Origin of the sequence: Streptomyces sp. NBC_01803 (assembly GCF_035917415.1) — a bacterium.
Classification (GTDB): Bacteria; Actinomycetota; Actinomycetes; order Streptomycetales; family Streptomycetaceae; genus Streptomyces.
Genome location: NZ_CP109073.1, coordinates 2,812,501 through 2,833,658 on the forward strand (window position 1 = coordinate 2,812,501; position 21,158 = coordinate 2,833,658).

Below are 21,158 nucleotides of genomic sequence, written 5' to 3' on the forward strand. Positions count from 1 at the left end.
CTCCGTGAATGCCTCAAAGCAATCCACCGAGAAACGATCTCTCGCTGAACATTCAAACTTGCTAAACAGTCTGGCATTGACTTTTGGCACGCTGTTGAGTTCTCAAGGAACGGACGCTTCCTTCAGGCCCCTCTCAGGACCCCCCGGGCGCTTCCCTTCGCTGTGTCCACTACTTTAGAAGCAATCCCCGCCATTTTCCAAATCGGCCCCCGCAGACCCCATTTCCGGCAAGCGGAAATAGACCCTCACGGGCAGAAGCTTCCTTCATCATGGGCGCCACACTCGGTGGCAGACGCACTCAATCTTCCTGAGCGCTCGGGCAACGTTACGCGCTCACCCCTACGCCGTCAACTTGCGCCCGGGAGGGCGAACTCCGCCCACACCGCCTTGCCGCCTTCGGGCAGGCGGCGGGCGCCCCACTCGGCCGCGATCGTGGCGACGACCGCGATGCCCCGGCCCGCCTCGTCGGCCGGCTCGGCCTGTTGGCGGCGGGGCAGGTGCTCGTCCCCGTCCGTCACCTCGACGATCAGGCGGCGGTCCGTCCGGCGCAGACGCAGACCCATCGGGGCCCGGCCGTGCTTCAGGGAGTTGGCGACCAGCTCGCTCGCGGCCAGGACGCCCAGCTCGCGCAGCTCCTCGGGGAACCGCCAGCTCGCGAGCACCCCGTCGGCGAACGCCCGCGCCCTCGGCGCGGCCTCGATGCCGCCCAGGAGATCCAGGGCCGCGCCGCGGAAGAGGTCGGCCTCGTCGCCGTGGCGCTCCGGGCAGGTCAGCGCGAGGATCGCCACGTCGTCGTCGTGGTCCTCGCTGATGCCCAGGGCCCGCAGCAGGCGGTCGCAGACGATCTGCGGACTGTCGCCGGCCCCGGCCAGGGCCCGCTCCAGCGTGTCGATCCCCTCGTCGATGTCGGCGTCCCGGCGTTCGACCAGGCCGTCCGTGTAGAGGACCACGCTGGAGCCCGGTCCGAACGGGACCGCGCCCGAAGTGTGCAGCCAGCCGCCGGTGCCCAGCGGCGGGCCGGTGGGATCGGACACCCGGCGTACGGTCGCGTCCGGCTCGCGGATGAAGATCGGCAGGTGCCCGGCCGAGGCATAGGTGAGCGTGCCCTCATTCGGGTCGTACACGGCGTACACGCAGGTGGCGATCTGACTGGAGTCGATCTCGGCGGCGAGGCCGTCGAGGAGCTGGAGCACCTCGTGCGGCGGCAGGTCGAGACGCGCGTAGGCGCGGACGGCGGTGCGGAGCTGGCCCATGACCGCCGCCGCGCGCACGCCGCGGCCCATGACGTCGCCGATCACCACGGCGGTGCGGCCGGCGCCGAGCGTGATCACGTCGTACCAGTCGCCCCCGACCGCCGCGTCGATGCCGCCGGGCTGGTACGTGGCGGCCACGCGCAGGTCGTCGGGCTGTTCGAGGCGCTGCGGCAGCAGGCTGTGCTGAAGGGTGACGGCCGCGGCGCGTTGCTGACTCTCGCTCTCCCGGAGACGCTCGGCCGCGACGACCTGGTCGGTGACGTCGGTGGCGAAGACGAGGACGCCACGCTGGGCGGGGTCGTCGGCGGTGGCGGCGACCCGGACGGGGGTGCAGGTGAAGGTGAAGTAGCTGTCGCGGGTGTCGCCGGGGACGCTGCGGGTCTTCAGGGTGCGGGGGGTGCCGCTGCGCTGCACCTGGTCCAGGAGGGGGAGCAGTCCGATGTCGACCAGCTCGGTGAGGGACTCGCGGGCGGGGCGGCCGGGCACGCGGGTGCCGAAGAGCGCGGCGTAGGAGCCGTTGACATAGGCGACGCGGTGGTCGGGGCCGCGTACGACGGCGACCGGGGTCGGGACCTGGCCGAGCAGCTCGTGGATGGCGCGGGCGTCGACGCCCTGCCCGCCGTGCGGGCCGGGGGGCGTCGGGTCGTGGTGCTCACGGGCGGCCGGCACGACGCCGGGCTCGTCCCCCGGGCCCCGGCCGACCTGGGAGGCGCCTCCCTCGGGGCTGGCGGCGTTGCGCCGCTGTGTCCCGGGCAGCCGGATGGCCCAGCGCGTCAAATTCACAGCGTTCCGATCCGATTCGTGTCGCGTCTGCGTCGTGGTGCGTTCGGCGTCGTCGTGGTCTTTGTCTCTTCAACTTTTTGATGGACGGCGGCCCGCCCATGGTCACACGCCCGGCCGTGTCAGGGGCCCTCCGGGTGGCGCCCGGTGCCTGCTGCCAGCTCGAACTCGGCTCGCGGGTGTTCCAGGGAGCCGAGAGAGACGATCTCACGTTTGAACAATCCCGCAAGGGTCCATTCGGCCAGCACGCGCGCCTTGCGGTTGGCGGTGGGGACGCGGCTCAGGTGATAGACGCGGTGGACCAGCCACGCAGGGTATCCCTTCAGGCGCCTGCCGTAGACCCGGGCGACGCCCTTGTGGAGGCCGAGGGAGGCGACCGATCCGGCGTAGCGGTACCGGTAGTCGGTGAGGGGCTTGCCGCGCAGCGTCGCGGCGACGTTGTCGGCGAGGCGGCGGGCCTGGCGGACGGCGTGCTGGGCGTTGGGCGCGCAGAGGGCGCCGGGGGTGGCGGACGTCAGGTCGGGGACGGCCGCGGCGTCGCCGGCGGACCAGATGTGGTCGGTGTCCTCGACGCGGAGGGCGGCCGTGCAGCGGACGCGGCCACGGTCGTCCAGGGGGACGCCGCAGGCGGCGAGGACGGGGCTGGGCTTGACGCCGGCCGTCCAGACGAGGGTGCGGGCCGGGTGGCGGGAGCCGTCGCTGAGAACGACGGTGCGGTGTGCGCAGGATTCGAGCCGGGTGCCGAGGCGCACGTCGATGTTGCGCGCGCGCAACTCGCGGAGTGCGTACGCGCCCATCCGCTCACCCACTTCGGGCAGGATCCGGTCCGTTGCCTCGACCAGGATCCACTTCTGCTCCTCCGGGCGGATGTTGTGGTAATAACGGCAGGCGTAACGGCCCATGTCCTCCAGCTCGGCGAGGGCCTCCACGCCCGCGTAGCCGCCGCCGACGAAGACGAAGGTGAGGGCGGCGGCGCGGACGGCCGTGTCGCGGGTGGACGAGGCGATGTCGAGCTGTTCGAGCACGTGGTTGCGCAGCCCGATGGCCTCCTCGACGGTCTTGAAGCCGATGCCGTGCTCGGCGAGGCCCGGAACGGGAAGTGTTCGCGAAATGGAACCGGGGGCCAGCACCAACTCGTCGTACTCGACCCGGAGTGGCGCACCGTCTGACTCCTCGGCGGCCACCGTCCGTACGGAGACGGTGCGCGCGGCCGGGTCGACGGCGGTGATCTCGCCGGGGAGGAAGCGGCAGCGGGACAGCACGCGCCGCAACGGGACGACGACGTGCCGGGGGGAGATGGATCCGGCGGCGGCCTCGGGGAGGAAGGGCTGGTAGGTCATGTAGGGCTCGGGGCTGACGACGGTGATTCGGACGTCGCCGCGCTTGAGCTCGCGGTTGAGCCTGCGCTGGAGGCGGAGTGCGGTGTAGAGGCCGACATAGCCGCCGCCGGCCACGACGATGTGGGCGGGTTGCTTTGTCACCCGTCCATGAGGCACCCGAGGGCGGGCGTTTGTCCACAGGTCGTGCGGGGCGCTGCTCCGTTCGGGGCGGGGGGGGCCGGGCCGGAGCGGCTCTCCTTCTCACTGTCAGTGGCCTCAACTATGTTCGTAGTTCCAACAGACGCGGAGCGGCGTTCCGGGGAGCGCGTCCGCAGCACCGGGGGAAATGAATATGCGGAGCAAGGAATCCGGGGACGACGCGGACGCGGGGTCCCCCGGGGAGCGGTGTGATGCCGAGAGGCACTCCGCCGGGGGCGACGGGAAGGCCGGGGCGCCGCTGCGCGTGGACGCGCAGCGGAATCTGCGGCATGTGCTGAGCGCGGCGCGCGACGTGTTCGGCGAGCAGGGGTACGGCGCGCCGATGGAAGAGGTCGCGCGGCGGGCGCGGGTCGGTGTGGGGACGGTGTACCGGCGGTTTCCGAACAAGGAGGCGCTCGTGCGGTACATCGAGGAGGAGGAGACCCAGCGGCTGGCGGCCAGGGCGCGGGAGGCGCTGGAGCTGGAGGACGAGCCGTGGGGCGCGCTGGCGGAGTTCGTGCAGGGCTCGGCGGCGTCGGGGGCGGGGCGTCTGCTGCCGCCCGGTCTGCTGGCGGCGAGTGGGGCGGTGGAGCAGCGGGTGCCGCAGCAGCGGGCGGCGGGGTCGCCGGGCGGCGGTGACGTGGGCCCGGGGGCGCGCGAGCTGCTGTCGGCGGTGGGGCAGTTGGTCGAGCGGACGCGGGCGGCCGGGGAGCTGCGGGCGGATGTGACGGTGGCCGATCTGATGCTGGTGATAGCGACGACGCCGCCCCGGCTGGACGACCCGGTGCGGCAGACGGCCGCCGAGACGCGGCTGTTGGAGATATTGCTCCAGGGCCTGCGGGCCCGCGGGCGGTGAGCCGGCGGGGCAGCGGGGAAGCCCGGGCAGCGGCGCGGCGGCGGCCACATGGCGGAGAAAGGGCGTCTATATCACGGTGACCGGGCCCCGACGTGGGAAGAGACCCACGGACGGGTGGTTCCGTCCGATGCCGGGCGGCTGTGGGCCATTCGTGTGGCAGCCTTGCCCTTACCGCTGACACCGATGTGAATACTCCGGGGGGCTTCCCGTTATGGGCTTTGAGGGCCAGGACGCCGAATCCGCCGAGTCCGCCCGGCCGGGATCCCCGGGCGCCGGGGGGATGGCCGCCGGCTCCAAGGTGCCCCGGCAGCGGGCGCGGGGCCGGGACACCGCCGATCTGGAGCTGGTCGAGCGGATGCGTCGGGGCATGCCGGAAGCGTATGACGAGCTCTACCGGCGCCATGCGGACGCCGTGCGCCGGTACGCGCGGACGTGTTGCCGGGACGCGGACACGGCGGACGACCTGACCAACGAGGTGTTCGCCGCGACGCTCCAGGCGGTCCGGCGCGGGACGGGACCGGAGACGGCGGTGCGGGCCTATCTGCTGACCTCGGTGCGCCGGGTGGCGGCGGACTGGGCGCGAACGGCCAAGCGTGAACAGCTCGTTGAGGACTTCGCGACGTTCGCCGTCTCGGCGGCGGCGCAGCCTGGCGGCACGGACGCGCTCGATCAGGGCGCCGAGGTGCGGGCCATGCGCCAGGCGGAGCAGTCGATGGCGGTGCGCGCGTTCCGCAGCCTGCCGGAGCGCTGGCAGACCGTGCTGTGGCACACCACGGTGGAGGACGCGTCACCGCGCGACGTGGCGCCACTGCTCGGGCTGACGCCGAACGCGACGGCGGTGCTGGCGCACCGGGCGCGCGAGGGCCTGCGGCAGGCGTATCTCCAGGAGCACGTGAGCCGGGCGCTGACCGAGGGCGGCGAGTGCGCGCGGTACGCGGACCGGCTGGGCGCGTATGCCCGGGGCGGGCTGCGGACGCGGGCGGAGCGCGGGCTGCGCAAGCACCTGGCGGAGTGCGCGCGGTGCGAGACGGCCGCGTCCGAGGTGCGCGATCTCAACGAACATCTGGGTGGTGTGCTGCCGATCGCGATCATCGGCTGGTTCGTGGTCGAGACCTGGCTCAAGGGCGCGGCGGTGGTCACCGGCACGGCCGGGGCCGGAGCCGCCGGTGCCGCCGGATCCGCCGCCGCGACGGGTGGCGGGAGCGCCACGGCGGGCGCGGTCGGCGGCGCGGTCGCGGAGGGGCTGGGCGCGCCGGTGAAGGCGGGCCTGGCGTCGGGCGTGCTGGCGACGGCCGTGGCGGCGGCGATCACGCTGGCGATGATGGGCGGGGATCCGGACGAAGGGCCGCAGGCCGCCGCGCCGCCGCCGGAGGTGTCGCAGGAGCCGCGGCCCGTTCCGGAGCCCGCGCCGGAGGCGGTGCCGGAGCCCGCGCCCGACCCGGCGCCGGCGTCCGTTCCCCGCCCGGAGCTCGCGCAGGCCCCCGAGCCGCCCGCACCCGAGCCCGCGCCGGAGTCGGAGTCGGAGTCGGAGTCGGAGTCGGAGCCCACGCCGTCGCCCGAGGCGCCGCCCGCGCCGGAGCCCGAGCCGGAGGAGCCGACCCCGGAGCCGCCGCCCGCGCCCGCGCCGTTCCAGCTCCGGGAGCTGGAGTACGGCGTGCTCGGTGACGGCACGGACCCGGCGGTGCGGCTGGTGGGCAGCAGCCCGGTGTGGCAGCGGGACGGCCTGTCCGTCGCCGGCCGGGCGTACGCGCACGGGATCACCGTGTCGGCCCTGTCCTCGGTGACCATCGATCTGAACCGGCCGTGTGTCTCCTACCGGGCGTGGGCGGGGCTGGACGACCTCACGCTGGGCATCGGCGCGGCGGTCTTCAGCGTCTACGGGGACGACGTGGAGCTGTGGACGTCCCCGCTCCTGCGCCGTGACGAGCCGGCGGTGCCGGTGAACGTGCCGCTGACCGGGGTGGAGACGCTGCGGCTGACGGTGCGGCCGGAGAGCCCGCTGGGGCCGGTGGCGCTGGTGGACTGGGCGGAGTCGGAGATCTTCTGCGAATGACGGGCGGGCGGCGGCCGGCGCGGGCCTCGATGAGCCCGGCGTCGGCGAGGGGCGGCGCTACGGGCTGACGCCGCTGGTGACCGCCCTGGGGTCGCGGTTCCCCTCGGCGGTCCAGCAGGAGCCGCGGCGGGTGAGGAGCCGGCGCAGCCAGATCTCGGTGGAGACCAGCTCGGCCAGCCCGTCCAGTGGCAGCCGTTCGCCCTCGGCGGCGGCGCGCAGGGCCTTGCGGACGACGCGAGCCTCGATGAGCCCGGCGTCGGCGAGGAGCGGCGCGTCGAAGAGCCCCACGAGATCTCCTATGGAGGCGCGCAGCCCCGACCTGACGGACTCGGTGTGGGAGGGGTGGCTGGTGGCGCCCCAGCCGGGGGGCAGACCGCGCACGCCCGCGCCCTCCAGGACGGCGCGCAGCACATCGGCGCGCGCCCCGGGCTGGACACGGATGGTCTCCGGCAGGGCCTGGCAGGCGCGCACCACCTGGTTGTCGTAAAAGGGGGCGTGCAGCCGCTGGAGGCGGACCTCGGCGGCCTGTTCGAGCACACGGTGGTCGGCGGCGTGCCGGGCGAGGACGGCGCGGGCGCGCTGCACGCCGGGTCGGCCGGTGGCCGTGGCGGCTCGGGGTCGCGCGGCGAACGCTTCGAGCCGAATCGACACTTCCGCGAGCGCCTCACCGGTCAGCCAGCGGGCGGCCGGGCCGGGTCGGCACCAGGCGAGCGCGGCCAGCGAGGCGCCGAGCGCGCCGTCGGCGAGCTGCGCGTCGTCGATGGGCCGGCGCAGGAGGACCGCGGCGTCGGACAGGCCCTCCGGGTAGGGCGTGCGGGCGAGTCTGCGGGCCGCGCGGTAGACGGTGAACGGGACGAGCATCGAACGGCTGCCGCCGCCGTCCGCCTTCGCCAGCGCGGTGACCGGGCGCAGCAGATGGCGGCGTCTGCGGTCGATGAGGAGGTCGGCGAGGCGGGCCGGGTGGGCGTCGAGGACCTGGCGGGCGCCATGTCCGATGAGGTGGTCGGCGCTACCCGCGGCGAGCCGGTGCCGGTGCCGGGCGGCGGTGATGAGGGAGGGGCCGGGCTCGTCGGTGAGCGGCCCGCCGTCGAGGTCGGCGTAGGGCAGCGCCTCCTCGCCGGCCGCGACGACGACGTGGTGCAGGCGCGGGTTCTCCGCGATCATCCGGGCGCGTTCGATCTCGGCGGCGCGGGCGATGCCGGCGGGGCCGCCGCCCGCGATGGTCAGGTCGTTGAACGTGACGGCCCGCAGCCGCTCCCCGGCGAGGGTGGCGCCGGTGCCGAACACCGTGCCGGGCATGCCGGGCAGCCCGGCGGCGAGCAGCGCGAGGGTGGCGGAGGCGCTGCCGCCGGAGAGGTCGGCGCCGACGCCGGGCGCGGGCTCGGGGCCGAGGCGGGCGGCGCGCCGGTCGGCGGGGCCCATGCCGGGGATGGGCCCGGCGTCGCGCTCGGGCGCGTGGCGGGGGGCGGCGAGCCGGGTGCGGACGGCCTCGACCAGGGCCTCGCGGACGCCGGCCACGGCGGCCTCCCGTTCGACCGGCGGGGCGGCGACGATGGAGGGCGCGGCCGGCTCGTAGTCCAGCACGTCGCGGCTGCCGCCCTCGCGCAGCCGCAGCGCGTGGCCCGGCGGGACGCGGCTGACGCCCCGGTACGGCGTGCCGGTCCCGACCGCCTCGGGGGACTCGGGGCAGGCAAGCAGCGCGGCGAGGTGGCCGACGTCGAGCTGGGCCTCGGTGAGGTCAGCCAGCGGCAGGGCGGCGGTGGCGTACGCGGTGCCACCGGCCCAGCTCGTGTGGAACACCGGCTTGGTGCCGGCCAGATCGGCCGGGATCACGGTGCGGCGGCCGAAGCGGGCGACCGCCGTATAGCTGCCGGGCCAGGTGGTGAGCTGGCGCAGCGCGCCGGCGCGCGCGGAGACGAGGGAACGCCGGAGCGTCGCGTCGTCGGCGCCGCAATATCCGAAGACAGCGAGGTGCGTGTCGCCATCGGCGTGGACGAGGCGGATCTCGTCGGAGCGCCAGTCACCGACCGCCCAGAGGGGGTCGGGGCCCTCCCACAGGAGCTGCGCGCCGAGGGGCTGGATGTCGCGGGCAGCACTCGCCGAGGCCCCGCACCACCCAACCAACCACCGCATCGCCGCCTCCCCCGATGAGGTTCCATGGACCGCCGCGTAGGTGTGTACGCCCATGCTGCCATGGGACGGGTGTGAACGGGGCATGGCGAGGAGGCAGTTCGTCCACATGGCGAACTACCTGACGTGTTGACCGGTTTCCCGTGTTTCGTGCCACAGGCTTCCGGAAACCGACTGGTTTCGGCCAAAGTGTGGCCGGAGAACGGCTCATGGCGGGGCTACGCCTGGGGCAGGAGTGCTGTGGTCCGGGAGACGCTGGTCGTCTCCCGGACCAGGCCGCCGCCCGCGGGGAATGAGACGACGGCTTCTCCCGGCCCACTGGATCCCTCAGGGCAGCAGGCCGACCCACGCGTTCCCATCCAAGCGCCCGCCGCCACCCGTGCCCAGAGCGCACAGCCGGGCGCACGGCCACATGCCGGGAGCACAATCCCGGGCCGGGGAGCGCTCGTACGCCCGTACGGTCATAAATCCGCCATCCGGGAGGCAACCCCTTAACGGTCAGCAGGCGCCGAACTACGCTGGGTTCGCGGAGGTACGGGAAAGCCCTGCGCTGGTCGCGGGGCTGCCGTTGGTGTGTCAGGGGTGCGCGCATGTCCAGGGATCCACGCGGGCCGAACGAAAAGCTGGGGGCGGTTCTCGCTCTTGCGGGAATCAGCAATGCGGGACTCGCCCGGCGCGTCAACGACCTCGGCGCTCAGCGGGGGTTGACACTGCGTTACGACAAGACATCGGTCGCGAGGTGGGTCACCAAGGGCATGGTGCCGCAGGGCTCCGCTCCGCACCTGATCGCCGCCGCCATCAGCAGCAAGCTGGGCCGCCCGGTGCCGTTGCAGGAGATCGGCCTCGCGGACACCGATCCGACGCCCGAGGTGGGGCTCGCGTTCCCGCGCGACGTGCCCTCGGCCGTCGACTCGGCGACCGAGCTCTACCGGCTCGATGTCACGCCGGGCAAGGGGGTCTGGCAGTCGCTGGCGGGGTCGTTCGCGGTCAGCGCGTACGCCACTCCCGTGTCGCGCTGGCTCATAACGCCCGCCGACGCCTCCGTCGCCCGCGACGCGCCGCCACCGCGCCCCCCGCTCTCGCGGGAGGGCCTGGCGCGGGAGAGTGGGCCCGGTGGCCCGGAGCGGGACCGGGACCGGGAGAGCGCGGCCCGGGTCCGGGTCGGGCACTCGGACGTGTCCAAGCTGCGCGAGGCGGCCGAGGAGGCCCGCCGCTGGGACTCCAAGTACGGTGGCGGGGACTGGCGTTCGTCCATGGTGCCCGAGTGCCTGCGGACGGACGCGGCGCCGCTGCTCCAGAGCGGCTACAGCGACGACGTGGGCCGTTCCCTCTTCCGCGCCACGGCGGAGCTGACGCGGCTGGCGGGCTGGATGGCGTTCGACACGGGCCAGCACGAGGCCGCCCAGCGGTACTACATCCAGGCGCTGCGGCTGGCGCGGGCCGCCGCCGATGTGCCGCTCGGCGGGTATGTGCTGGCGTCGATGGCGTTGCAGGCGGTCTACCGGGGCTTCGCGGACGAGGGCGTCGACCTGGCGCAGGCGGCCCTGGAGCGGAACCGTTCGCTGGCCACGGCCCGCACCATGAGCTTCTTCAAGCTGGTCGAGGCGCGGGCGCTGGCCAAGGCCAACGACGCGGCCGGCTGCGGATCGGCGCTGTCGGCCGCCGAGGGCTGGCTGGAGCGCTCACGCGAGGGCGACGGGGACCCCAGCTGGCTCGACTTCTACGCCTACGACCGGCTCGCCGCCGACGCCGCCGAGTGCTACATCGATCTGAAGGTGCCCGGCCAGGTGCGGCGTTTCACCAAGCAGGCGCTGTCCGAGCCGACCGAGGAGTTCGTCCGCTCGCACGGGTTGCGGCTGGTGGTCGCCGCCGTCGCGGAGCTGGAATCGGGGAACCTGGACGCGGCCTGCGCGGCCGGGACGCGCGCCGTGGAGGTGGCCGGGCGGATCTCGTCGGCGCGCACCACGGACTATGTACGCGACCTGCTGCACCGGCTCGCGCCCTACGGGGACGAGCCGCTGGTCAGGGAGTTGCAGGAGCGGGCGCGTCCGCTGCTGACCGCTCCGGCATGATGGCGCACATGACAGGGGCATCTCGGGACCGGTCCGGTGGGCCGGGACGGTTCGACTGCGACGTGGTGGTGATCGGCGGCGGGATCGTCGGCCTGGCCACCGCGCACGCGCTGCGCGCCGCGCGCCCCGGGCTGAGCGTGACGGTCCTGGAGAAAGAGTCCGGGCTCGCCCGCCATCAGACCGGACGGAACAGCGGGGTCATCCACAGCGGGGTGTACTACCGGCCCGGCTCGCTCAAGGCGACGTTCGCGGTACGCGGGGCGGCGGCGCTGGTGAAGTTCTGCGCCGAGCACGGCGTGGCGCACGCCGTGCCGGGGAAGCTGATCGTCGCCACCGAGCCGGCCGAGCTGCCCCGGCTGCACGAGCTGGCGCAGCGGGCGCGGCGCAACGGCGTGCCGGTGCGGGAGCTGGGACCCGCGCAGATCACGGAGCACGAGCCGGCGGTGCGCGGCGTCGCGGCGCTGCGGGTGGAGACGACCGGGCAGTGCGACTTCGCGGCGGTGGCACGGGAGTTGGCGAAGCTCGTGACGGTGCGGGCGGGCGCCGAGGTGGTCGCCGTGGACCGGCGGGTGGGGCACGGTGTCGCGGTGCGGACGGCGGACGGCGAGGTGCTGCGGGCGCGTGCGCTGGTGAACTGCGCGGGCCTGCACAGCGACCGCGTGGCGCGGCTGGCCGGGGACGATCCGGGGCTGCGGATCGTGCCGTTCCGCGGCGAGTTCTACCAGCTGCGGGCGGAACGGGCGTCGCTGGTGCGGGGGCTGGTCTATCCGGTGCCGGACCCGGCGTTCCCGTTCCTGGGCGTGCACCTGACGACGGGCCTGGACGGCGAGGTGCACATCGGGCCGAACGCGGTGCTGGCGCTGGCGCGTGAGGGGTACGACTGGCGCACGGTCCGGCCGCGCGACCTGGCGGACGCGCTGACGTACCCAGGGCTGTGGCGGATGGCGCGGCACCACTGGCGGGCGGGCGCCGAGGAGCTGCGGCGGTCGTGGTCGAAGCGGGCGTTCACGGCGGCGGTGCGGCGGTTGCTGCCGGAGGTGACGGAGGACGACCTGGAGCCGTCCCCGGCCGGGGTCCGCGCCCAGGCGGTGCTTCCGGACGGCACGCTGGCGGACGACTTCCGGATCATGGAGGCCCCCCACACGGTCCACGTGCTGAACGCCCCCTCCCCAGCGGCGACGGCCTGCCTCCCGATCGGCCAGGAGGTGGCGACCCGACTGCTGCGGGGACTGGAGGAGAGCTGAGGCGGGGCCGGGTGGAGCGGGTGCCCGCGCGGCGGCCCGGCCCGGCGGGGCGGCGCGACGCGGCCCGGGTGGCGGGGACGGCGCGCGGTCGGGCCGGGCCCCCGCCGCCGTGAAGGGAAGCGTGGCCGACCCGGCCCGGGGGCAGGCCCGCGGCGGGGGTGGCCTTCGCCCGGAGCCGGGGCCGGGGCCGTCGCCCGGAGCCGGGGCCGGGAGGTACGGGGGGCCGGGGGGTACGGGGGGCGGCCCGCGCGGGCAGCGCGGGCAGCGCGGAGCGGAAGCGCGGTGCCGGCGCGGACGCGCGGTGCCAGCGCGCAGGCGCAGGCCCTGGGCGGTGGGGGTGGCCATTGCCCGGAGCCGGGGCCGTCGCCCGGAGCCGGGCCGGGAGGTACGGGGGGCCGGCGCGGGCAGCGCGGAGCGGACGCGCGGTGCCCGCGCGCAGGCGCGGTGCCGGCACGCAGGCGCGGTGCCGGCACGCAGGCGCGGTGCCGGCACGCAGGCGCGGTGCCGGCACGCAGGCGCAGGCCCTGGGCGATGGGGGTGGCCGTTGCCCGGAGCCGGGGCCGTTGCCCGGGGCCGGGCCGGGAGGTACGGGGGGCCGGGGGGCCGAAGGGCGGGCAGCGCGGGCAGCGCGGCGCGCAGGCGCGGTGCCAGGCGCGCAGGCGCAGGCGCAGGCCCTGGGCGGTGGGGGTCGCCGTTGCCCGGGGCCGGGGCCGTTGCCCGGGGCCGGGCCGGGAGGGACCGGCGCGCGGTGCGTTCTAGCGTTCGAAGGCGCGCAGGCGCAGGCCCTGGGCGGTGGGGGTTTCGATCGTGGCCATGACGTACAGCTGGTGCTCGTCGTGGACCATGTACGGCTCGTCGTTCGTCCGGCGGGTGTCCAGGGGAACCGCGCCGGCGGGCGTGTCCGTGCCGTCGGCCGGGGAGAGGCGGAGGAGCTCCAGGCTGTCGGCGGTCGGGTGGCCCAGCAGCAGGCGGCCGTTGTCGTCCGCGTCGAAGAGCCGGACGTCCTCGGGCAGCTCCGCCTCCCACAGCGGCGAGCCGTCGGTCAGGTCGTAGCCGGTGAAGACCGCGGCGTCCGCGGCCTCCTCGGCCGGGGCGCGGCGGGCGACCAGCACCTCGCCCACCACCGCCGACTCCGCTGGCACCAGGTCGGCCATCGGCAGGCGCCACAGCTCGTCGCCGTTCTCCGAATACCCCACGAGGTCGTCGTCCTGGTGCAGCAGCACCGGGTCGCCCGCGACGATGTCCGTGAAGCCGAGGTCCGGGTCCGACCCCGGGTGCGTCCACTCCAGCCCGCCCGTGTCCGCGTGGTACACGCTCAGCTCCGGCTCCCCGCCGCAGCGGGTCAGCGCGACGACGCGCGAGTCCGCGTGCCGGATGGCCAGCGTCTGGCGACCGGTCGCGCAGTCCCACGCCAGGCCGCCCGGCGGCTCGGGGGCGGCCAGCTCCGTTCCCGTCTCGGCCTCGAAGCGGTGGAAGCCGGTCGGGCTGCCCGCCGTGTCCAGGTTGACGGTGACCGTGTCGTTCCCGACCGTCACCGTCACACCACCCGCCTCGACCGCCCGGCCGTCCGGGGTGAGGAGGTCGGCCGACCAGAGCAGCTCGCCGCTCTCCGTGTCGATCGCGCCGAGCACCGAGCAGCTTCCCGGCGGGTCCGCGCCGACCGGGTCCGCGGCGGCGTAGAGCACCGCGCCCGTGCCCGCCGCGTTGACCCGCTCGGCCGCCGCGCAGGGCCGGGTCGCGCCCTCCGGCAGCGGGGCGTCCCACAGCGGCTCGCCGTCGACCGCTCCGTAGCCGCTGACGCCCGCCGTCGAGACGACCGTCACCGTCTCATCGTTCGCCCATAGCCGGGTGGCGGTCGCGTCCTGGGCGCCGATCCCGGCCGCGATCGCGGGCGCGTGCCAGACCTGGGCCAGCTCGGCGGGCGGCTCGTCGCCGGTCGTGGTGGCCGCCGTGCCCGCCACGAGACCGCCGTCCACGTCCTCGGTCGCCGTGCGCCCCGCCTCGCGGCTGAACACCACGACCCACACGGTCAGCAGCGCCAGCAGGGCCATCCCCACGGGCAGCACGATCAGCCCCATTCGACTGTTGCCCTCCGCCATGACACTCCCCCGAGTCACGAGCTTCGTCACGGAGTTCGACGTCAACGGCCGGCCGGCCGGTTCCATGTTCGAATCACCGCATCACCGTTTCGCGGTTTCGCCGTAAAATCGGACGCATTGTGACTGAAATGACCAACGGCAGCAACCGTCTCACGCCTACCACGACCGAGCGAGCCCCGATGTTCCCGCCCGGCGTCGGTCCGGCCGCCGATCCGGTCGGCGGGCGCCACGAGCGCACCATCCGCAGCTTCCAGCCGCGCCGCAGCCGCGTCACGTCCGCGCAGCGCGACGCGCTGCTGCGGCTCTGGTCGCGCTGGGGCCTGGAGATCGACGGGCGGGAGCGGCTCGACCTGGGCGCGCTGTTCGGCGGGCTGCCGGTCGTGCTGGAGATCGGCTTCGGGATGGGCGAGGCGACGGCCGAGATGGCGGCGGCCGACCCGGGCACGGGCATCCTCGCCACCGACGTGCACACCCCGGGCCAGGGGAACTTACTGCGGCTGGCCGAGCAACGTGGCCTGACCAACGTCCGGGTGGCGAACGGCGACGCGATCATCCTGCTCCGCGAGATGATCGCGCCGGGCGCGCTGGCCGGGGTGCGGGTGTTCTTCCCCGACCCGTGGCCGAAGAAGCGGCACCACAAACGGCGGATCGTGCAGCCGGAGTTCGTCGAGCTGGCCGCCTCCCGCCTGGCCCCGGGCGCGTTGCTGCACTGCGCGACGGACTGGGAGCCGTACGCGGAGTCGATGCTCGACGTGCTCACGGCCAGCCCGTCGTTCGCCAACGCGGCCGGTGACGGCTTCGCGCCGCGGCCCGCCGACCGTCCGCTGACGCGCTTCGAACGGCAGGGCCTGGCCAAGGGACATGTGGTGCGCGACGTTCTCTTCCGCCGGACTTCCCCCGCGTGACGGCCTGTCGACGCGCCCCCCGCGCGCCGTAAGGTCATCGGGTGCGCTCACCGTTCCCCCCACGCCTCACCGCACGCCGGGCGATCGCCGTATCGCTGCCGCTGTGCGGGCTGGTGGTGGCCGGTCTGGTGTGCCGGGAGACGGGCGCCGAGGGGTTCTGGACGGGGTTGCTGCTCGCGCTGCTGCCGGTGCCGTTCCTGCTCGGGGCGCTGCGCTGGGTGGATGCCCAAGCGCCCAAGCCATGGCGGACGTTGGCGTTCGCGTTCGGCTGGGGCGCGTGCGCGGCGACGCTTTTCGCACTGCTGGCCAACGGGTTGCTGGTGCGCTGGCTGACGGACGAGGCAGCGACGATCGCGCCCAGGCACGCCAACACGCTCGAACTCACCGTTATCGCCCCGGTGGTGGAGGAGACGAGCAAGGCCGTGGCCGTGCTGCTGCTGTTCCTGCGCCGACCGCACGCGTTCAACGGAATCCTGGCCGGCATCGTGACGGCGGGCGTCACGGCGACGGGCTTCGCGTTCACCGAGAACATCCTGTATCTGGGCAGCGCCTTCGCCCAGGACCGGTCGGCGGGTCTCGTCGGCGTCGATCTGCTGGGCTCCAGAACGGCGGTGACGTTCTTCGTCCGCGTCGTGGTCGCGCCCGCCGCGCACCCGATGTTCACGGCGCTGACCGGCGTCGGCTTCGGGCTGGCGGCGGTGCTGGCCCGGCACCGGCGGGCACCGCGCGCGCTGCTGCCGCTGGGCGGGCTGGCCGCGGCGATGGGCCTGCACTCGGCGTGGAACGCCTCGGCCTCCATGGACCTGTCGGGCTTCGGCGCGATGTACGGGCTGGTGATGCTCCCGGCGTTCGGCCTGCTGTGCTGGCTGACAGTGTGGGCACGGCAGCGCCAACTGAGTGCCGTGCGCGAGATGTTGCCGTTGTACGCGGCGGCGGGGTGGCTGTCGGCAGCGGAGCCGCCGATGCTGGGCTCGGCGCGGCGGCGTTCGCTGGCGCGGCGGCTGGCCCACAAGGAGCACGGACAGGCGGGGTGGCGGGCGGTCGCCGGGTACCAGGCGGCGGCCACGTCACTGGCGTTGCTGCGCGAGCAGGCCGAACGGGGCGCGGCCTCGCCCGACTTCGCCGCCCGGGAGCGTGAACTGCTCGACCGCGTGCGGCGCCACCGCGAGCTGGCCGGGCCGCCGACGGTGGCGGCGGCCCGGCTCTGAAGCGGTCCGCGGTCAGCGGTAAGGCGGCAGCGGTCAGGGATCCACGGTCAGCGGTCAGCGCAGGGAGAGCCGCATGCCGTCGGCGCTCCGGCCGCGGGCCCGGGCGAGGATCCACTGCCGCTCCTCGGCGCGGAGTTGGCCGGGCGGCCCGAAACCGATGAGGTCGATGCGCGGGCTGACGTCGAGGAAGTCGAGCAGCCGCGCCATGGTGAAACCCGTGCCGGCGTCGGCCGCCCAACTCGTCTCGCCGATCAGGGCCGGGTCGCGGAGGGGGCGGCTCAGCGAGCGATCGCCGACGCGGGACTGCGCGCCCGGCACGAGGTGCCGCGCGATGGCCGCCTGCCACTCGGCGGGCCGGTCCCCGAAGACCAGCCGGGTGTCCACGCGCCGCCGCCAGCCCGGGCCGTCGCTGCGGTACGAGACGGCGTGCACGTCGGTGCGGTCGCCGGTGCCGGGGGTGTGCGTCTGGAACGAGTCGAGGCGTATCACCAGGTCGTAGCCGTCTATGACCCCGCCCAGGTCACTGGCGGCGACCTCCTCGCCGTTGGCGACGACGCAGACCGCGCGGCCGGCGACCTGGGCGCGGAACGCCTCGACGCCGATGTGCCGGGTCTCCTCCCCCGCGAGCGCGTCCGACCGGCCGTGGGCGTGGACGGAGTCCGCCTCGCGCCCGTCCGCGGCGAGCGCCTGGGCGCGCAGCCGCCAGGCGTCCTGCGACCGGCTGCGCAGCGCCACCCCAGCGTCGGCGACCCGGCGGGCCAGCCGCACTTCACCGGCGTCGAGGGCGATCCGGCCGACGTTGAGGAGGGCGTCGAACGAACGATCCGGGGACGGCTCGTACGCGGCGTGCTCCGCCACGAGCGTCCCGATAGCCGACACGAGCTTGGCGCGCTCCGGCACCAACGTCCCGCCCAGCCCGTCGAGCGCCGTCAGATAGCCGGCGCACTCACGCACGCACGCGGTGACCAAGTCCTCCGCGCGTGCCACACTTCCCGGTCGCAGCCTGACCTTCATGTTCCCGACTGTGCCCGCGCGGCGGACTCGGGACGTGACTCGCAAACACCGACAAGGTGAACGTTACCTGTCTAGCGCGTCGCGGCGACCGACCGTAACGTCTCTCTCACAGAAAGCGTGGGATGGAGCGCGATGTTCACCGAGTACGAAGTACAGCTCCGGGAGCGCTTCCTCGCGGCCCCCGTCTCTTCTGCCCCGGCCCCGTGGCACCCGGTCTTCGGGCCGTCCCTCCCGGCGATCCCGATCGGCGGCCTGCTCGGCATCGGCTTCGCGCAGGCCCCGGACACCGGGCACGACCTGGTGATGGTCGTCTCGCTGGACGGCCACGGCCTGTTCGACGCCGCCACCGGCACGCTGCTCGCCCGCGACCGCGACCCCGACCCGGACACGACCGACCCGACGGGCCCCCACCTGACCTGCCCCGGCCTCGGCCCCCTGACCGGCACCCCGGTCCACATCGCCGGCCTCCACGGCGGCGGCCTGCACGCGACGACGGACGACGGCTGGACCCTGGACGTGGTCAGCCCGGACTGGCCCCACCACCGCGTCCTGCTCTCCACGGACGGCGGCCTCTACCACGGCCCGGCGGGCGGCGACTGGTGGCACATCCACCACACGACCCACGCCCCCCTCCGCGCGGTGGGCTTCTCCCCCACGGGCCGCACCCTGGCGGTGGCGACGAGCACGGATTTGACGCTGCTGTCACGGGAGCGGTCAGGGAGCGACGATCCCCCACTCAACGGCCGAGCGGGATCCCGCCCAGCCTTCCTGGGTCTTCCAGACAGAACCAATGCGCAGGGTCTCTAGATAGTCCGCGTAGGCGACGATGTCCTCGGTGAAGAGCGCCAAGAGGTAGGGGTTGCTCTCGCGGCAGTAGAAATGTCGGTACTCGAAGAGCTGCCCAACCGCCTCCCGAACCGCTTTCGTCGGATTCTGAGCGCTGACAACCTTACCCTCAACGAGCCATTCTCCTCCGACGGACGTCAGCATGAGGTCCCTGGGATGCACTTCGGTGTCGGCTTCGAATCCCTGAGCCTGAATGTATTCGCCGAACGCACGTATCAGGGTCTCATGTCGACGCGTCCTCACCTGATCGCGCTCCGGGGTATGAACTCGGTAGTCACTATCATCCTTAGGCCGGAAGCCACTCAGCTTCTTACGTGGCGCCTGGTCAACCCATTTCCTCGCCGTACTGGCGGGCAGCTGATCCTCCACCTCGGAATTCCACGTCTCGCGATCGACGGCAGCCGCGAGTTGCAGAATCGCCATTGCTTCCCAGAGATCATCCCGAAGGTCCGCTTCGGCGGGCAGATGCGGTATCTCATAGCGGCGAGCGGCGATACTTGCCTCTTCGTAGGCAGTTGGCCGCCAGTCCGCAGTCTTCACACCAAGTCGAGGCCGCTCACGCCAACCGTCGAGAGCGTCCTGCAACATAGCCGCCTGCAATCTCTCGGCGTTAGCCCGGAGCCGCCTGTGTACCGCGCGGTTCTTGCGAGGAGTGGCCCCCGCCCCTTCCACACCCTGTTGCAGGGTCAACGTCACCGATGTGAGGTCTTTCGCGAAGATATAGGCCAAATACAGCCCTTCTCGGGGCTTCTCATTGATGTCCGGATCGAAGACACCAATCCACGGGCAGAAAGCGGAACCACCTCGGCCGCCATGCCCCTCCGCGAACGTTCCGATAGGAAGGGGTAGGGACATGTGGCTCACCCGACGTAGCAACTCCTGCCCAGGGGTGCCTTTAGTAGTCTTCGCTGACCGATCGTACGTGCTCGCGACACGCAGGAGGAGGTCGCGAAGGTCCATCTCGTTGGCCGACATGACCCCATGGTGTCAACCACAGCTCGCCTTCGGTACCCGAATGGGTGATCTCCACAGCCACACGATAGCTACCTCCCCCTACGCCGAGCCGGGGAACGGCGGGTGGCCCAGAGGATCGTAGGGGGGCGCATCGTGAAGGACTCGCCGGTGGTGAACTCCAGGCGTTTCGCGCCCTGGGCGAGCGTGATCATGTCGCTGACTGTGAACAGGTAGCCGCCGACCATCAGTTGGTCGCCGCGTTGGACCGTGGAGGCGTCGACCTCCACGGTCACGATCACGCCGACGTTCGAGGCGTTCATCGGCCCCTCCTCTCTCGCCAGGCGTGGCACCAGCAGTCGCACGCCTGATAGATCACCGCGCTGTCGCGAGGGGACGGCGGTGCCTCCGCCTTCGTGCATGCGGCATGGCTGTTCATGGAGCACTCGGCCGTGCGGAAGCTTTCGATCGGACGAGGTCGCTCAGTGGTGGCGACGACCAGTGCCTCGTACAGCCGACCGGGGTGCGTCAGGCAGCTCCCGCGCGGCGGGATGCGCCAGCGGGTCGCCGGGCCCTTGATCCAGGTCGGCGGGGGGATGGGCATCACGCTGCCGCTGCCGAGCAGTTGGACGCCGGGCAGCCGCCACGTGCCCGTCGTGCCCCGCTCGACCAGCCAGCACATCGTGCCCTGGGCCTGATCTTCGACCACCGGGCCCGATCGACCATCCAGCCAGGTGATCGCGCGTACGCCGTCGGAACGGACGACGCGCACGGCATCCCACCACCTTCCGCATGGCAGAACGCGCACGCCTTGGTCATCCAGCGGAATCCACGGAGGAGCCGCTGCGGTCTCTCGCGGTCTCATGCGTTCACAGAAGCGCGGCGAGACTTCGGAGCGCAGCTCCCGATGCGGGGAACGACGACCGTATGCGAGAGACGCATCAGCACGCGAGCGCTCCACTACGTTGGGTATTCTGCGTCGTACTTCCCCCCTCTGCTCATAGGACCGCGTATGGGGCTCTTCGCACGGAATCACAGACTCGGCGAGACCATCGCGGAGGCCAGGCGAGATCGTGGTCTCACGCAGCGGCAGCTGGCCGACCTGTGCGGATACAGCCAGAGCACGATCAGCCGGCTCGAACGAGGTCTTCAGTCGGTCCACGACGTCCGCATGCTCGCGCTGGTCGCCGACCGGCTGGGTATCGCTCACGAGCGAGTGGGACTGTCGAGCGAGGGTGCATCGACGCAGAATGAGCGTGTGAATCGTCGCCACTTTCTCGGCGCGTCGGCCGCGCTCGGAATGCCCGCCCTCCCTGACGACATCGCGACGGCTCATCGGGCTGTGAACCCCGCCGTGGTCGACCATCTGCGGCGTCTGCGGGCCACACTCGTGCAGTCGGACAGTTTGTACGGACCTCGTTCGGTCATCGGCACGGTGCAGGATCACCTCAAGGTTCTGGCGCAACAGCTCCTCCCGGCCACCACGGGCCGGCTTCGCCGCGCCCTGCTTCAGACGAGTGCCGAATGGGCGGAGTTCGCCGGCTGGTTGCACGAGGATCTCGGTCAGCCCGAGCGCAGTCTGTGGTGGTCCGACCGAGCGATGGAGTGGGCGCAGGAGGCAGACGATCCCGCCCGGCAGTCCTTCATCCTCATGCGAAAGGCTCAGCAGTCCGCCAACCTGTCGCAGCCCCAACGGACTCTTGGTCTTGCCGCCGCCGCCCTGCGGGTGAGAGGCGACGTCGCGCAACGCGTCCGGGCCTCGGCCCATCTTCAGCTCGCTCACGGCCATGCGTGGGGTGGTGACCAGACCGAGACCGCCCGAGCTCTGGACGCCGCCCGGGAGATGGTCGATGACGGTGAGACGCCGACTGATGGACTCGGCGGCTACTGCGTGCCCGCCTACGTTGAGATACAGCGCGCGAGTTGCCTGCTGCGGCTGGGTAAACCCGCCGAGGCCGTGACCGTTTACGAACGGGCCCTCGGCACCTGGCCGTCACAGTACGAGCGTGAACGCGGCCTGCATCTTGCGCGCTTCGCCAACGCTCACGCGGCCAATCGGGATCCGGACGAGGCGTGTGCCGTAGGCGGCCAAGCACTGGAGATCATTCGCGAGACGGCATCGCGGCGCACGAAGGCGGAGTTGCAGCGTGTGGTGACGGGCCTGGCGCCGTGGCGTCGGATGTCTGCGGTGCGCGACCTTACCGAGGCGGTCTCCGTGCTGTAACTAGGA

At 73.3% G+C, this 21,158-nt stretch carries 16 protein-coding genes and 1 rRNA gene (1 of these 17 running past the window's edge); 8 read left to right on the forward strand and 9 right to left on the reverse strand.

Annotated elements, in window-relative coordinates; translation table 11 throughout:
* The 3 genes from OIE51_RS12340 to OIE51_RS12350 form a co-directional block, all read right to left on the reverse strand.
* A 16S ribosomal RNA gene (locus tag OIE51_RS12340) occupies positions 1-9 on the reverse strand; it reaches 1,521 nt to the left of the window's first position.
* Positions 10-347: 338 nt separating this feature from the next.
* Positions 348-2,036: an ATP-binding SpoIIE family protein phosphatase gene (locus OIE51_RS12345; protein WP_326597693.1), complete on the reverse strand. Its 1,689-nt coding sequence runs from the start codon at positions 2,034-2,036 to the stop codon at positions 348-350.
* A 119-nt stretch (positions 2,037-2,155) separates the two neighbouring features.
* A complete protein-coding gene (locus tag OIE51_RS12350; protein ID WP_326597694.1) occupies positions 2,156-3,514 on the reverse strand; it encodes an NAD(P)/FAD-dependent oxidoreductase in 1,359 nt (452 codons plus the stop codon).
* 190 nt (positions 3,515-3,704) lie between these two features.
* Between OIE51_RS12350 and OIE51_RS12355 the strand changes: the two genes are divergently transcribed.
* Both OIE51_RS12355 and OIE51_RS12360 read left to right on the forward strand, forming a co-directional pair.
* Positions 3,705-4,406 carry a TetR/AcrR family transcriptional regulator gene (locus tag OIE51_RS12355; RefSeq protein WP_326597695.1) on the forward strand — a complete coding sequence of 234 codons (702 nt, stop codon included), beginning with the start codon at positions 3,705-3,707 and terminating at the stop codon, positions 4,404-4,406.
* A 211-nt stretch (positions 4,407-4,617) separates the two neighbouring features.
* Positions 4,618-6,459 (forward strand): sigma-70 family RNA polymerase sigma factor, encoded by a 1,842-nt coding sequence (locus OIE51_RS12360; RefSeq protein ID WP_326597696.1) that lies wholly within the window; start codon positions 4,618-4,620, stop codon positions 6,457-6,459.
* A 57-nt stretch (positions 6,460-6,516) separates the two neighbouring features.
* Here the strand turns inward: OIE51_RS12360 and OIE51_RS12365 are convergent, their stop codons facing one another.
* Entirely contained in the window at positions 6,517-8,592 is a 2,076-nt protein-coding gene (locus OIE51_RS12365) for an asparagine synthase-related protein (RefSeq protein ID WP_326600610.1), read from the reverse strand.
* 587 nt (positions 8,593-9,179) lie between these two features.
* On the opposite strand from OIE51_RS12365, the gene OIE51_RS12370 reads away from it, so the two are divergent.
* Both OIE51_RS12370 and lhgO read left to right on the forward strand, forming a co-directional pair.
* Complete coding sequence (locus OIE51_RS12370) at positions 9,180-10,661, forward strand: MFS transporter (RefSeq protein WP_326597697.1); 1,482 nt, start codon at positions 9,180-9,182, stop codon at positions 10,659-10,661.
* Entirely contained in the window at positions 10,661-11,905 is a 1,245-nt protein-coding gene (gene lhgO / locus OIE51_RS12375; RefSeq protein ID WP_442812053.1) for an L-2-hydroxyglutarate oxidase, read from the forward strand. Before OIE51_RS12370 ends, lhgO begins: the two co-directional genes overlap by 1 nt.
* Before the next feature lie 755 nt (positions 11,906-12,660).
* Here lhgO and OIE51_RS12380 read toward each other — a convergent pair.
* Positions 12,661-14,004, reverse strand: coding sequence for an outer membrane protein assembly factor BamB family protein (locus OIE51_RS12380; RefSeq protein ID WP_326597699.1), 1,344 nt, complete (start codon positions 14,002-14,004; stop codon positions 12,661-12,663).
* 128 nt (positions 14,005-14,132) lie between these two features.
* Between OIE51_RS12380 and trmB the strand changes: the two genes are divergently transcribed.
* Positions 14,133-14,909 (forward strand): tRNA (guanosine(46)-N7)-methyltransferase TrmB, encoded by a 777-nt coding sequence (gene trmB / locus OIE51_RS12385; RefSeq protein WP_326597700.1) that lies wholly within the window; start codon positions 14,133-14,135, stop codon positions 14,907-14,909.
* Between the two features lie 41 nt (positions 14,910-14,950).
* Positions 14,951-16,117, forward strand: coding sequence for a PrsW family intramembrane metalloprotease (locus OIE51_RS12390; protein WP_326597701.1), 1,167 nt, complete (start codon positions 14,951-14,953; stop codon positions 16,115-16,117).
* 54 nt (positions 16,118-16,171) lie between these two features.
* On the opposite strand, the gene OIE51_RS12395 is transcribed toward OIE51_RS12390, so the two are convergent.
* Complete coding sequence (locus tag OIE51_RS12395) at positions 16,172-17,131, reverse strand: hypothetical protein (RefSeq protein WP_326597702.1); 960 nt, start codon at positions 17,129-17,131, stop codon at positions 16,172-16,174.
* Between the two features lie 132 nt (positions 17,132-17,263).
* Between OIE51_RS12395 and OIE51_RS12400 the strand changes: the two genes are divergently transcribed.
* Positions 17,264-17,938: a hypothetical protein gene (locus OIE51_RS12400; RefSeq protein ID WP_326597703.1), complete on the forward strand. Its 675-nt coding sequence runs from the start codon at positions 17,264-17,266 to the stop codon at positions 17,936-17,938.
* Here the strand turns inward: OIE51_RS12400 and OIE51_RS12405 are convergent.
* The 3 genes from OIE51_RS12405 to OIE51_RS12415 form a co-directional block, all read right to left on the reverse strand.
* Positions 17,846-18,952, reverse strand: a complete 1,107-nt coding sequence (locus OIE51_RS12405) for an MrcB family domain-containing protein (protein WP_326597704.1) — start codon at positions 18,950-18,952, stop codon at positions 17,846-17,848. The two genes, OIE51_RS12400 and OIE51_RS12405, sit on opposite strands and share 93 nt — an antisense overlap.
* 68 nt (positions 18,953-19,020) lie before the next feature.
* The gene (locus OIE51_RS12410; protein WP_326597705.1) at positions 19,021-19,251 is read right to left on the reverse strand and encodes a hypothetical protein; all 231 of its coding nucleotides are present in this window, start codon (positions 19,249-19,251) and stop codon (positions 19,021-19,023) included.
* Positions 19,248-19,700, reverse strand: a complete 453-nt coding sequence (locus OIE51_RS12415; protein ID WP_326597706.1) for a hypothetical protein — start codon at positions 19,698-19,700, stop codon at positions 19,248-19,250. Before OIE51_RS12415 ends, OIE51_RS12410 begins: the two co-directional genes overlap by 4 nt.
* Positions 19,701-19,940: 240 nt before the next feature.
* On the opposite strand from OIE51_RS12415, the gene OIE51_RS12420 reads away from it, so the two are divergent.
* On the forward strand, positions 19,941-21,152 hold the full coding sequence (locus OIE51_RS12420; RefSeq protein ID WP_326597707.1) for a helix-turn-helix domain-containing protein: 1,212 nt from the start codon (positions 19,941-19,943) through the stop codon (positions 21,150-21,152).
* The last annotated feature ends 6 nt before the right edge of the window (positions 21,153-21,158 follow it).

Bases quoted from the DNA above. Each gene is read 5' to 3' on its own strand.
- OIE51_RS12405 (WP_326597704.1), bottom strand. From the start codon at position 18,952: ATGTCGGCCAACGAGATGGACCTTCGCGACCTCCTCCTGCGTGTCGCG.
- OIE51_RS12420 (WP_326597707.1), top strand. From the start codon at position 19,941: ATGGGGCTCTTCGCACGGAATCACAGACTCGGCGAGACCATCGCGGAG.
- OIE51_RS12370 (WP_326597697.1), top strand. From the start codon at position 9,180: ATGTCCAGGGATCCACGCGGGCCGAACGAAAAGCTGGGGGCGGTTCTC.
- OIE51_RS12395 (WP_326597702.1), bottom strand. From the start codon at position 17,131: ATGAAGGTCAGGCTGCGACCGGGAAGTGTGGCACGCGCGGAGGACTTG.
- OIE51_RS12410 (WP_326597705.1), bottom strand. From the start codon at position 19,251: ATGAACGCCTCGAACGTCGGCGTGATCGTGACCGTGGAGGTCGACGCC.
- OIE51_RS12360 (WP_326597696.1), top strand. From the start codon at position 4,618: ATGGGCTTTGAGGGCCAGGACGCCGAATCCGCCGAGTCCGCCCGGCCG.
- OIE51_RS12355 (WP_326597695.1), top strand. From the start codon at position 3,705: ATGCGGAGCAAGGAATCCGGGGACGACGCGGACGCGGGGTCCCCCGGG.
- trmB (WP_326597700.1), top strand. From the start codon at position 14,133: ATGACCAACGGCAGCAACCGTCTCACGCCTACCACGACCGAGCGAGCC.
- lhgO (WP_442812053.1), top strand. From the start codon at position 10,661: ATGGCGCACATGACAGGGGCATCTCGGGACCGGTCCGGTGGGCCGGGA.
- OIE51_RS12365 (WP_326600610.1), bottom strand. From the start codon at position 8,592: ATGCGGTGGTTGGTTGGGTGGTGCGGGGCCTCGGCGAGTGCTGCCCGC.
- OIE51_RS12400 (WP_326597703.1), top strand. From the start codon at position 17,264: ATGTTCACCGAGTACGAAGTACAGCTCCGGGAGCGCTTCCTCGCGGCC.
- OIE51_RS12380 (WP_326597699.1), bottom strand. From the start codon at position 14,004: ATGGCGGAGGGCAACAGTCGAATGGGGCTGATCGTGCTGCCCGTGGGG.